The organism is Tepidiforma flava, from assembly GCF_027594505.1.
In the GTDB taxonomy this organism is placed as follows: Bacteria; Chloroflexota; Dehalococcoidia; order Tepidiformales; family Tepidiformaceae; genus Tepidiforma; species Tepidiforma flava.
Genome location: NZ_CP115149.1, coordinates 1,142,174 through 1,153,811, shown reverse-complemented (window position 1 = coordinate 1,153,811; position 11,638 = coordinate 1,142,174). Strand labels below are relative to the sequence as shown.

Here is an 11,638-nt window from a genome sequence, read left to right as displayed (position 1 = left end):
CCGCGGGCGGGAGGTGAACGGCGTTCCGGCCGCCCCGGCCGCGAAGCGATGGTAGGGCGTGTTTTAGACTCTGTCCAGATCTGGAGTTACTGCGAACGTTCAGATCTCGGCAGGTTCTTCGTAGTCGTCAAGCACCGAATCGGACAGATGCTCGAGGTGCGGCAGGGCGGCAATCTCCCTCACGGCGTCGTAGGAGAGATAGGTGCAGCGCTCCGCGAGGCTCCTCGGCTCGATGAGCGAGAAGACAGGGCGCCGAATCTCGTGGAGGACCTTCTCTCGACGTGCCTCCGGCGCGACGATGTGGAGCTTGATGTCCATGTTCGGCTGGAGCGCGAGCAGGTCGGCCATTCTCAAGATGCCCGAGTAGATGGAAGTCGTGTGCTCGACCTCGAAAGCCCGCCGGATAGACCGTCCTTTGAGCCAGAGTACGTCGATCTGCTCAATGGTCCGGAGGGTGACATCGTCGTAATTGAGGGGAAGGCGTTCAATCAGAGAGTCCGGTTCTCCTCCCCACTCGGCTTTCACCCTGGCCCGGTCATTCGGGGGTATCCACACCTTGAGCCGCATCCGCGAACCGACGGTAGCGAGAAGCGCCTGAATTTGGAGGGACTCGCGAACCTCGGGGAGGGGCGCGCCGTCGTTGGCGGACTCATCCTGGGGAACCACCACCACGACGTCCCGGTCGGTTCCACGAACGAGTGCCACTTGGACCGAAGGGGGCACGGGATAATGAACCGGGTTTTCCTTTTGGCGGGCGAGCTCGCGCGCGATCACGTTCCCGTCTTCCTCTGCGATCGTCACAAGATTCGTCCTGAGCGGTGCCGTCCAGTACCGGAACGTCTTTGGGTGTTTCCGAGTAAATGTAAGTTGATTCCAGATACAGTCTTCCATCATCGGAATTGCATGCTCGAGTGGAAGCAGTGCGCGGGGATTCACGGACACGAGTACCCGATGCTGGCCTTCCGATTCTGGAGAAGCGATAATTACCTCGCCTGTTGCTTCGAGTAGGGCTGCCCATCTGGAGGCTCTCGTCACGTAGCAAACGAAGAGGTCTCCGGCTTTCACGCGGTGTGCCTGCCGAATATGCCGCTCATGAAACCTAACTATCGAACCTCCCGACTTGCGGAAGTCTTCGTATGTTTCAGGCGAGAAGATGCAGGTGTAAAAGGCCATCGTCTACCCATCCTCGGTGTCCCGCCAATGGTAGCGTCGCGTTCAGAAGCCTGCCCAGCCGCGGCGCGCCGCCGCCTGCCGCACCCACGCCTCGAGCTGCGCCTCCAGCGCATCGAAGCCGCCTTCGGGGATATCGACCCAGCGCGCATCCGGGTCCTTCCCCTTCCCCGGCGGCTCCGGTTCGAGCCCGGCGCCGGCGAAGAACGTCACCTTCACGGCGCGCGTGAGGCAGTGGACGCTGCAGAACCAGCCGAGTCCTTCGACGCCGTAGAACGGCGAGTTCCAGCGGACGGCCTTCTTCACGCCGGGCACGGTGCGCTCGACGAGCGCATCGAACCGCCGGCCGATGTCCTGCTTCCAGCCCGGCATCGCGGCGATGTAGGCCTGCACCGGGGCGTTGCCGTCGCCCTTCGGGATTTGCGGGTTGCCGCCCGCCAGCAGCCGCGGCCCCTCGCCGCCCGCGCCGCTCACCGGGCGCGCCCCTTCGCGGCTTTCGCGGCCTCGTTGAGGTCGGCGGCAGCGCGGACGAGCTGGCGGAAGGCATCGGCGTCGAGCGTGTCGCCCTCGGCGAGGTCGATGGCGCGGCGGGTGCCGCCGCCGAAGCCGGCGTTGAAGAGCCCGGACGGGTCGGGCAGGCTCGCGCCGCGGGCGAAGGTGAGCTTCACCTTGTCGCGGTAGGCCTCGCCGGTGCAGAGGAGGCCGGCGTGCGACCACGCCACGACGCCGAGCGGGTTCGTCGGCTTCACCCACTTCAGCTCTTCGACCACGCCGGGGAGGGCCTCGCGGATGAGCTGGCGGATGCGGGCGAGCGTCTCGGCGCGCCAGCCGCCCCAGGCGGCGATGCGCTCGGCGATCGGGTCGGGCGGCGTCGTTTCGGCCATGTGCGAACCCAAGTCTAGTCGCTTGGCGGACGCCGAAACAGACACTGGGCCGGATGTAGTTGCATTGGGGAGGGCCTACCGCCCAAAAAAGATTCCAAATGGTCTTCAGGTTGAGACCCTCGCAAGCTCCCCCTTCAGAGGCGACCACCGAAATAGCAGCAGATCGTTGCCCAAAGATTGCGGAATGCTTTATGCTCAAGAAGATTCCGAATTCTGGACGAGCTTGTCATGTTCTGGACGGGCCCCGCGGATCTTATTGATGAGAATCAGTCCCGAATCGCCGCCGGCGTGGCTCAAGTCGTCGTTCGACGGAATCGTTTCGGGCTAACAGACTGGACCGCGGTCCTTCAAGTTTGGCAGCCGCTTCGAAATAACCCTAGGGCGAGCCTTCAACTTCGGTTGCCGAATGGCTCGAGCGGGCAGTGCCTTCTCGTGAACATCGAAACGGTTGTGAGCGGCAGCTCTTACATAACGCGACTCACGTTGATGGGGAACGGCGAACCGCCATCGTTGCCGGCCTAACCGAGAAGGAATGTGGCCGTCAAGGCGGGCGGCTGGCATCCTCGGGGGCGAACCCCGCTCTGCGAGCGTTGCGATGCCGGAACCGTACCGCGCCATTCTCGTCTTTTTCCTCGCCGGCTGCGCGGAGCTGTTCGGGTCGTGGCTCGTCTGGCAGTGGCTGCGGGTCGAGCGGCCGTTCCCGTTCGGGCTGGCGGGTGCGGCCGTCCTGTTCACCTACGGCGTCATCCACACGCTCCAGAGCGAATCCGAGTTCGGGCGCATCCAGGCGGCCTACAGCGGCATGTTCATCGTCCTCGCGCTGGCCTGGGGCGCCATCGCCGACGGCTGGCGGCCGGACCGGTGGGACCTCGCCGGGGCCGGGCTCGCGCTCGCGGGCATGGCGCTCATGATGTTCGGCCCGCGCGGCTGAAGGGGCGGCTCAGCCGGGGTCGCCGGTCAGCATCCAGTTGAGGAGGCGCTCGACCGTCTCGATGTCGTGCTCTGCGTCGCGGTCACGGTACTGCCGCGGGCCGCGGTTGGCGATGATGGCCTCGGTTTCGATGCCGCCGTTCGCCGCGCGGAGCGGGAGCCGGTAGATGTGATGGCCGGTCCAGCTGCGGAAGAAGTCGACGCACCCTTCCCGGAGGACGCCGACCCACTTGTCGTCCATCGATTCCGGGACGAGGCCATAGGCGAGCCGGGCGAGTTCACGGGGGGCGAACCGGCGGCGGTAAGGGATGACGGCGCGCCGCTTCGGCATGGGACGCATCGCCGCGGCCCATGCGCGGAGCTCTTCGAGCCGCTCGGCGTCGAGTGCGGGAATGGGGGTACGGTCCATGACGGGCGACCCTAGAGCGGGATTTGGGCTCGGCGAGTTCTCAGGTACCGGAGCGGGCGAGCCAGTTGAAGAGGGGCCGAAGCCGGCGAGCATCGCCGATGACGGCAGCTGCGAAATCCGGGGCCACCGCCTGCCACACATCGTAGCTTCGCTCGACGACAACCCCTGGCGCGGCTTCGCCGGCGCGGAAGCGCTCGCCTGCGGCGGCCTGGCCCGGCTGCAGCATTTGTAATGGCGAGTCTGTCCATGAGGTATGATAAGAGCATGAACGCGAAAGCAGAAATGGTCTTGGATGCCCTGCGACAACAGGGCGACGGGCATACGCCTGCCGGTATTGCTTACCAGCTTGAATCCCTCCGGAAATCAGGTAATACAGCCGCCGCGGAGTGTTTCGAGAGGAAGTTGGCTCGGCTGCGTATCCCGGTGGATGGGCAAAACGACCTCTATTTCCGAAACAACATTCTAGGGCTCGGGCGGGAGATTGTGATAGCGAACAGGCTGGCTGAGCAAGGCTTCATAATCACGGTTGAGCCATGCGGGAGGAAAGGTCCTGATTTGGGGATTGAGATTGATAGATGGTCCGGCTATGTGGAAGTCAAGAGATTGGTGCTTCATGAAAAGCTTCGGACAACAGATGATGACTTTTGGAAGAAACTTGAGGCAGTGATGCGCGACGGTTCCAGGCAGTTCTCTGAGAGCCAGAACAATATTCTAGCTGTGGTCGACTTTCGTTCTGCCGGGAGCATCCCAGCTCAAGATACCATCAAAAAGATCTTCGAAGGCGAACCAGGGCATTTTTCAAAGATAGCTGCAGTGTTGTACATTAGTGGAACATCATCGATCAGTTCAGGGTGCTTTCTGAACGAATATAGCCTAGGGAACGTGCCTGAGCAAGTTCTCGCAAGGCTTTCTGCCATCGCGGATGACTCCGACAGTAGATGGCATAATCTTGCGCCGGGTGCTGTCCCCATCTGATGCCCCCGCCTACCCCAGCGCGATCAGGATCGTCCCCGCCGTCACCAGCGCAGCGCCGGCGGCCACCCCCCAGCTCAGCCGCTCGCCGAGGAAGACCGCCGCAAACACCACCGTCAGCACCACCGAGAACCGGTCCACCGGCGCGACCTTCGAAGCCGTGCCCAGCTGCAGCGCCCGGAAATAGAACAGCCACGAAATGCCCGTCGCCAGCCCGGAGGCGATGAGGAAACCGACCGTGCCCCGCGAGAGCTTCCCCAGCTCCTGCTGCGCCCCCGTCGCGAAGACGATCCCCCAGGCGAAGACGAGCACCACCACCGTTCGGATCGCGGTGGCGAGGTTCGAATTGACGTCCTTCACGCCGAGCCGGCCGAGGACCGCCGTCGCCGCCGCGAACACCGCGGAGAACAGCGCAAAGACGAACCAGCTCACCCGCGCACCGTCACCCTTCCCGCCGGCTCGCCGGCCCGGCCCTCAGCTCCCGGCCTGCGCGGCGGCATCCGGCTCTCCCTCGAGCTCGTCCTCGAACACGTCATCGACGACCACCGCGCCTTTCTCGAGGTGCCAGTGCTCGACGGTCTTGTGGACGATGACCTTGCCGGCGAGGAGGTCGCCGTGCCGCTCGCAGAACCGTTCGAGCGCGTCGGTTTCGCCCACCAGTTCGACGCAGAGCATGAGCGACTCGTTCGTCACCTCGGGCGAGGTGCTGCGCGCGTGGATGTCGGTGGTGCCGCTGAAGCCGTAGTGCGTGGGGTGGGCGATGGCGTTCATGAGGCCGTCGCGCCGGGCGGCGTCGATGATCTCGCGGTAGAGCGGGCGGCTGCGGAGGAAGCCGCCGAGGCCGCGGCGCGGCGCGCGCTCCTTCGGCGCCAGGTAGATGCGCACGAGCCCGAGCTCGCGCCGCCGGACGCGGTGGTTCGAATCCATGCCAGGTTCTCCTTCTGCGGGGGTTTTCCCGTTGAACACATCGAAGATGGTGGGCAGCGGCAGCTGGTCGGCTGCCTTCGCCTCGCGCACCAGGCGCAGCGGCGCCTCCGGCGGCACCGTTGCCGGCCGCACCTTCGGCGTCGCCACCCGCTGCGAGAGGTAGATGCCCGAGTGCCCGCTCACCAGGTAGGAAACGAAGCAGGCGACGGCGAGGTAGGGCGCACCCGCCGAGCCGAACAGTTCGATGCCCATCACGGTGCAGGCGAGCGGCGTGTTCGCCGCGCCCGCGAAGACGGCCACGAAGCCGAGCCCCGCGAAGAGGTCCGGCGGCGCCTGGAGCACATCCGCCAGCCGGTTGCCGAGCGAGGCGCCGATGTAGAAGAGGGGGGTGACTTCGCCGCCTTTGAAGCCGCTGCCGAGCGAAACCGCCGTGAAGACGATTTTCCAGAACCAGGCGAAGGGCGATGCGCCGCCCGCGTGGAAGCTCGAGACGATGGTCGTCGCCCCCGGGTCGGGCGAGGTGACGCCGAGCCCGAGGTAATCGCGCGTGCCGAGCACGACGACAAGGCCGATGACGACGAGGCCGCCGGCGGCCGGCCGGAAGAGCGGCTGGCGGATGAGCCGGCGGAAGAGCCGGCCGAGGCCATGAGCCAGCTCTGCGAAGAAGACGGCCGCGAGCCCGAAGATGATCCCGGCGACACACGCCTTCGCCAAAAGCAGGACATCGAACGGCAGGTTGCCGCTCCGGCCGGTGACCGCCACCTGGTAGGCGGTGTGGTGGACATCCCACGCGGCCGCCGTGAAATCGGCGGCGAGGGCGGCGTAGAGCACCGGGATGAGGGCGCTGTACTCCATCCGGCCGATGGCGAGCACCTCCATCGCGAAGATGGCGCCCGCGATTGGGGTGCCGAAGCCGGCGCCGAAGCCGGCCGCGATGCCCGCCATGAGCAGCGTCCGCAGGTCGTCCGGCCCGAGGCGGAGAAGACGGTTGAAGGCGCTCGCGATGCCGCCGCCCATTTGAACGGCGGCCCCTTCGCGCCCGACAGAAGCGCCGAAAAGATGGGCGCCGACGGTGGCGATGAAGATGAGCGGCACGATGCGGGGCGGGATGCCGCCGCCGGGCCGGTGGATCTCATCGACGAGCAGGTTGTTGCCGCCCTCCACGCTCCGGCCCCACCGGTGGTAGAGCGCCGCGCTCGCGATGCCGGCGAGCGGCAGCAGGTAGAGCAGCCACGGGTGATCCCAGCGCGCCTCGGTCGCGTGTTCGAGCAGCCAGAGGAAGAGCGCCGAGACCGTGCCGATGGCCGCCGCGACGGGCGTGAGCAGCAGGAACCACTTGGCGAGGTAGCGGATGACGGCGAGCTGGTCGCGGAAATCGATGAGCGGCATCAGGCGGCCCCCTTCCGGGGGCCCTGCAGGTGGCCGGGTTCGCGGGTCGTCTCCAAAAACGAAACTCCTGCACAGGGTGGTGCAGGAGTCATCAGCACACCGGGCGCCGTGCCGGCGGCGGTTGACGGCAGGACTCCATCGCCGTATGTCCTAGCCTACCGGGCTCCCTGGCCGCTGGCAAGCCCCGGCCCCGCGTGGAGCCCGAGCGCGCGGAAGGCCGCGACCTTCACGAAATCGGCCGCAAGCGCCCCGAGCAGGGTGACCCCCGCCGCGGCGGCGATGACCGGGAGCGGCACGCGCGTAATGAGCAAGCCCCCGCCGACCAGCGCCAGCACGGCCGCGATGTCGGCTGCGGAGGCCGTGACGAGCCAGCGCCCTGGCCGGGACGCCCAGGCGTGGCGCCGCTCCCGCACGAGGTAGATCGTCGCCTGGCTGCTCAGCACGAGGACGAAGAAGGCGAGCGACTGCAGTTCGGCCAGGGCCAGCTTCGGCCAGGCATCGCGCGCGAACCAGACCGTCGTCCCGGAGGCGGCCAGCAGCGGCAGCGCGACGAGCACGGCGCCTGCGAGCAGGGGCCGCGTCGCCCACCGGTCCGGCCGCGGCGAAAACGCGACGCGGTCCGTCATGATCGACATGCTCATCACATCGTTTGCGAGGAGCAGGAGCGCCATCAGCAGCGGGGTGAAGAGCGACTCCTTCCAGAGGAGCACGCCCGCGGTGAGCAGGAGCGGCACTTCGATCTTCTTGATGCTCACGTTCAGGGCGTAGGTGAGGCTCCGCTGGAAGATGCGCCGGCTCTCTTCGATGAGGCCGACCATGTCGACGAGCCCTTCGCGCGTGAGCACCACGGCGGCAGCGGCCTTCGCTACGTCGGTCGCCCCCGCGACGGCGATGCCGGCATCGGCCTGGCGGAGCGCCGGGGCATCGTTGACGCCATCCCCCGTCATGCCGACCACATGGCCGGCGGCCTGAAGCCGGCGGACGAGCCGGAGCTTATCCTCCGGGAGCACCTCGGCGAAGACGGCCGCCTCCACGTCGCCGCCCTCGGGGCCGGAGCGGAGCGCCTCGGCCGTGGCCGCCGGGCCGCTGATGCCGACGCTGGCCGCCACCGCCTTCCCCGTGGCGAGCGTATCGCCCGTGATCATGATGACCCGCACGCCGAGGGCGTGAACTCGGGCGATGAGCTCGGCCGCATCGGGCCGAACCGGGTCGGCGAGGCCGACGAAGCCGGCCTCCTGCCAGCCGCCCGGCCCCGAGACCGCGACCGAGAGGACGCGCATCCCCCGGGCGGCGAGCGATTCGAGCGCGGCCTCCCGCTCCGCCGCCGCAGCGTCGGCGCCGGCAAGCGCAGCGATCACCTGCGGCGCGCCCTTCGTCACGGAGATGCGCCGGCCGCCGTCCTCGATGGTTGCTTCGGACCGTTTCGTCGCGGGGTCGAACGGCTGGAAGGACGTCTTCGGCCGGGGCGGGAGCGCGCCCGGCGCGGCGGCGGCGATGATGGCGAGGTCGATCGGGTCCTGCGTCGCCTCGTCCGAGGCCTCGGCGGCCAGGCGGAGCACCTCCGCCTCGCTGAACCCTTCGCGCGGCACGACGGCCCCGACGGTGAGCCGGTTCTGCGTGATCGTGCCCGTCTTGTCGACGCAGAGGATGTCCATTCCCGCCGCCGCCTGCACCGCTGTCAGCCGCGCGGTCAGGATGCCCTGGTGAGCGAGCTTTCGCGCCCCGAGCGCACCCGCGAGCGTGAAGGCGGCCGGCATCGCGACCGGCACGGAGGCGAGGAGGAGCACCACGATGTAGGCGGCGACGGTCGAGAGGCTCGCCCCGGTGGAGGCGAGGTAGCCCGCGCCGATAGCGGCCAGCGCGAAGTCCAGGATGATGAATGCCCGCACCACCCGGAAGACGACGCCCGCGAGGTGGTCCTCCGCGCCGGAGCTGGCCACCAACTGCGCCGTCTTACCGAAGAACGTGGCCCCGCCAGTGGCCGTCACCTCGCAGGTCGCCTCGCCCTGGACGACCGTGGAGCCGCTGTAGGCGGTGGCGCCCGGCCCGGCATCGACGGCCACGGATTCGCCCGTGAGCGCCGACTGGTCGATGCGGAGGTTCCCCTCGCGGAGGATGACGTCGGCAGGGAGGATGTCGCCCATCCGCACGTGGATGACGTCGCCGATCACGAGCTGCGCCGCCGGGAGGAGCTGCCACCGCCCGTCGCGAAGGACGCGGGCCTGGATGCTGAGCCGCTGACGGAGCAGGGCGACGGCCTCCTTCGCGCGCCGCTCCTGGAGAAAACCGAGCAGCCCGTTGAACAGCAGGACGACGGCGACGATGCCGGCTTCGAGGTACTTGCCGAGCGCCAGCTCGAGGATGACGGTGGCCTCGAGCATCCACGGGATCGGGCCCCAGAACTTGCGCGCGAGCGGCTTCCAGGCCGGCTCTCGCGCCTCCGGGATGACGTTCGGGCCGTGCGCCCGGAGGAGCTCCTCCGCCTGCGCCGTGGTCAGCCCGACAGCCTCGGGCGCGGGCACCTGCGCCGCCGCCCCGGCGGCGGGCGGCGCGGCCGGCTGCTGCGTCCCGTTCGCGCTATCCACCCCGCGGCGATGCTACGCCCGGGAGCCGCCCGGCGGCAACGGAGCGGCCGGCTGCCGCCGGCGTTGCCCTCGAACCGCGCGGGTGCGGCCGCCCGCAGAATGATTTGTTAAACCGGTATTGACTGTGTGTGTGTTTGTGCGTGTAAACTGTCAGCCCATTCGCAGCGAAAACACTCAGGAGGCGGGATATGCTGCGAACTCCAGTCCGAATCCGGAATGCCGTTTTCGCGGTCGCGCTCGCGGCGGCCGTCGGGGCGGTCAGCTTTGCGCTGGGGCGCACCTGCTCCGGGCCCGGCGGCCCCGCCGTCGCATCGCCCGGGGGGCCGCCATCCGCCCCGGGGATGGTGACGCCGCTCGCCACGCCGGGCCCGAACGATGCGATCGACACGAGCAAGCCCGGCTGGGGGCTCCCCTACCTCGAAGCTGATAAGGCGCTGCCCCGCTACGACCAGGTGGTCAACGGCATCGCTGTCGGTCCTTCGGCGAAGCACGAATCCGGGTGGTGCGTCGCGGGCCAGGCGCGGTGGGTCGATGCCAGCGAAGCGGAGGGAACGCCGCTCGCCCTCCCGAAACAGTTCCCCGCCGGCGGCGCGGCGACCGGCGCGCGGGCCGTGCGATGCGGCGACACCATCGTCCACTCGGAGGTTACCGTCGCATTCCCCGCTTCGCCGACCGCGGCGGCGGAGGTCGCCTCGGGGAAGAGCTGGTTCGAGGTTCAGCACGGCGGGCAGGTGGTCATCTACAAGGACCTGGCGACTTCGCCGGGGTTCGCCTCGCAGATCGCATCGGAGCGCTGGGAGGCTGCGAGCGTGAACGGGCTGCCTGCCGCGCTCGGCCGCGCCGTCCTGCGCGATGAATTCGGCGAGAGCGCCGTCGTCGTGTGGGATGAGCGGCGGAACCTGCAAGTCGTGGTGCGGGGCGTCGATATCCACGTCGATGACCTGCTCGCCGTGGCTGCGGAGGCGGTGAAGTGAGCCCCGGTTCCCGGCCCCTGAGCGCTGAGGGCCCCCAAACCCCCTCAGCCCGCTACCACTGCACGAACATCGGCATCACGACGTGGACGTAGCCCGGCTCGGGCACGCCGTTCTCGTCCACGGGGCGGAAGACGCCCTGCGCTGAGGGGCTCGTCATCTCCAGCGCTACCCGGCCGCTTCCCAGCACGTTCAGCACGTCCTGCAGGTAGCGGCTGTTGAAGGCGATCCGCGACGCGTCGCCCTCCACGAGCGCATCGAGCTTCCCTTCGTTGCCACCGACTTCGTCCGCCCGCGCGCTGATCGTCAGCTGGCCCGGCATGCCGCCTTCGCCCGGCGTCATGATCAGCCGGATGATGCCGCTCCCATCGCGCGCGAAGATCGCCGCGATGCGCGCCTCCCGCTTGAACTCGTCCACGTCGACGATCATCCGGGTGTTGAACTGGGCGGGGATGAGCTGGTTGTAGTTGGGGAAGGTGCCCTGGATGAGCTGGGCGACCATCTGCACCTCGTCCCATTCGAACAGCACCTGCGAGCGCTGCGGGTTGATCCGCATCTCGACGGGCAGGTTCGAATCGCCGATGAGGCGGGAAAGCTCGCGCAGCGCCCGCGCCGGCACGATGACTTCGATCGCCTCCGCGGGCGATTCTTCGAGCTGGATATCGGCGACGGCGAGCCGGAAGCCGTCCGCCGCGGCGAGCGTGAGCCGCGGACCGTCGCTCTTCAGGTGGACGCCGGTGAGCACCGGACGCGAATCGTCCGTGGCGGCGGCGAACTCCACGCGCTCGATCGCCCGCTTCAGCGCCTTCGGGTCGAACTTCACCGCCACGCCGTCGCGGATCTCGGCGATGCGGGGGAAATCGGCCGGGTCCATCGCGTTGATGGTCGAATCGTTGCGGGCGCATTCGATGCGGAGCTGGCGGCCGCTCGCCGGCGCTTCGAGCGAGACGGTGGCCGCCGGCAGGTTCGCCACGAAGTCGTTGATCAGGCGGGCCGGCACCGTCGTCGCGCCCGGCTCATCCACCTTCGCGCCGACCCACGCGACGATCGAGATGTCGAGGTCCGTCGCGGCGAGCCGGAGCTTCCCCTCCTCCGTCTGCAGCAGCACGTTGGAGATGATGGGGATGGTGGCGCGCGTGGCCACGGCCCGGCCGACGATGGCGAGGCCGCGCTGGAGGTTTTCCTGGAGCACCTGGACTTTCATGTGTTCACCCGCCTGATCCGATGCGCGGATCCGCGGTGATTATAGGTTCGCCCTCCCCCGCTGGCGAGACCGGGGCCGAAGCGCGTAGGCGCCTTCGCAATTTTCGCCGGGACGTCCAAATCTCTCGATAGAGGCTCGATTTGACACAGGAATTAGGTATCCCTAATCTCCCCGGTGTGACATCTCTCCCTGCGAGG

At 68.1% G+C, this 11,638-nt stretch carries 12 protein-coding genes and 1 riboswitch; of the genes, 3 read left to right on the top strand and 9 right to left on the bottom strand.

Annotated elements, in window-relative coordinates:
* Positions 1-99: 99 nt before the first annotated feature.
* From O0235_RS06775 to O0235_RS06765, 3 genes are read right to left on the bottom strand one after another with little or no spacing between them, the layout of a single operon-like run.
* Entirely contained in the window at positions 100-1,173 is a 1,074-nt protein-coding gene (locus O0235_RS06775; RefSeq protein WP_270057781.1) for a type II restriction enzyme NmeDI-related protein, read from the bottom strand.
* 42 nt (positions 1,174-1,215) lie between these two features.
* Positions 1,216-1,644 carry a DUF1801 domain-containing protein gene (locus tag O0235_RS06770; RefSeq protein ID WP_270057780.1) on the bottom strand — a complete coding sequence of 143 codons (429 nt, stop codon included), beginning with the start codon at positions 1,642-1,644 and terminating at the stop codon, positions 1,216-1,218.
* Positions 1,641-2,054: a DUF1801 domain-containing protein gene (locus O0235_RS06765; protein ID WP_270057779.1), complete on the bottom strand. Its 414-nt coding sequence runs from the start codon at positions 2,052-2,054 to the stop codon at positions 1,641-1,643. Before O0235_RS06765 ends, O0235_RS06770 begins: the two co-directional genes overlap by 4 nt.
* 595 nt (positions 2,055-2,649) lie before the next feature.
* On the opposite strand from O0235_RS06765, the gene O0235_RS06760 reads away from it, so the two are divergent.
* Positions 2,650-2,985: a YnfA family protein gene (locus O0235_RS06760; RefSeq protein ID WP_270057778.1), complete on the top strand. Its 336-nt coding sequence runs from the start codon at positions 2,650-2,652 to the stop codon at positions 2,983-2,985.
* A gap of 9 nt (positions 2,986-2,994) precedes the next feature.
* Here the strand turns inward: O0235_RS06760 and O0235_RS06755 are convergent, their stop codons facing one another.
* Positions 2,995-3,393: a hypothetical protein gene (locus O0235_RS06755; RefSeq protein WP_270057777.1), complete on the bottom strand. Its 399-nt coding sequence runs from the start codon at positions 3,391-3,393 to the stop codon at positions 2,995-2,997.
* Positions 3,394-3,433: 40 nt separating this feature from the next.
* Positions 3,434-3,619 carry a hypothetical protein gene (locus O0235_RS06750; RefSeq protein ID WP_270057776.1) on the bottom strand — a complete coding sequence of 62 codons (186 nt, stop codon included), beginning with the start codon at positions 3,617-3,619 and terminating at the stop codon, positions 3,434-3,436.
* A 38-nt stretch (positions 3,620-3,657) separates the two neighbouring features.
* Here O0235_RS06750 and O0235_RS06745 point away from each other — a divergent pair, with 38 nt between their 5' ends.
* Positions 3,658-4,368, top strand: a complete 711-nt coding sequence (locus O0235_RS06745) for a hypothetical protein (RefSeq protein ID WP_270057775.1) — start codon at positions 3,658-3,660, stop codon at positions 4,366-4,368.
* A 9-nt stretch (positions 4,369-4,377) separates the two neighbouring features.
* Here O0235_RS06745 and O0235_RS06740 read toward each other — a convergent pair whose 3' ends face one another.
* The 3 genes from O0235_RS06740 to O0235_RS06730 all read right to left on the bottom strand — a co-directional run bounded on the left by O0235_RS06740 (position 4,378) and on the right by O0235_RS06730 (position 9,266).
* Complete coding sequence (locus O0235_RS06740; RefSeq protein ID WP_270057774.1) at positions 4,378-4,797, bottom strand: EamA family transporter; 420 nt, start codon at positions 4,795-4,797, stop codon at positions 4,378-4,380.
* Between the two features lie 42 nt (positions 4,798-4,839).
* Positions 4,840-6,681: a DUF190 domain-containing protein gene (locus O0235_RS06735; protein ID WP_270057773.1), complete on the bottom strand. Its 1,842-nt coding sequence runs from the start codon at positions 6,679-6,681 to the stop codon at positions 4,840-4,842.
* 75 nt (positions 6,682-6,756) lie between these two features.
* A riboswitch (Fluoride riboswitch) is annotated at positions 6,757-6,833 on the bottom strand.
* Between the two features lie 3 nt (positions 6,834-6,836).
* Entirely contained in the window at positions 6,837-9,266 is a 2,430-nt protein-coding gene (locus tag O0235_RS06730; protein WP_270057772.1) for a plasma-membrane proton-efflux P-type ATPase, read from the bottom strand.
* Positions 9,267-9,454: 188 nt separating this feature from the next.
* Here O0235_RS06730 and O0235_RS06725 point away from each other — a divergent pair, with 188 nt between their 5' ends.
* The gene (locus O0235_RS06725) at positions 9,455-10,240 is read left to right on the top strand and encodes a hypothetical protein (protein ID WP_270057771.1); all 786 of its coding nucleotides are present in this window, start codon (positions 9,455-9,457) and stop codon (positions 10,238-10,240) included.
* Positions 10,241-10,292: 52 nt separating this feature from the next.
* On the opposite strand, the gene dnaN is transcribed toward O0235_RS06725, so the two are convergent.
* Positions 10,293-11,441, bottom strand: a complete 1,149-nt coding sequence (dnaN, locus tag O0235_RS06720; protein ID WP_270057770.1) for a DNA polymerase III subunit beta — start codon at positions 11,439-11,441, stop codon at positions 10,293-10,295.
* Positions 11,442-11,638: the final 197 nt, after the last annotated feature.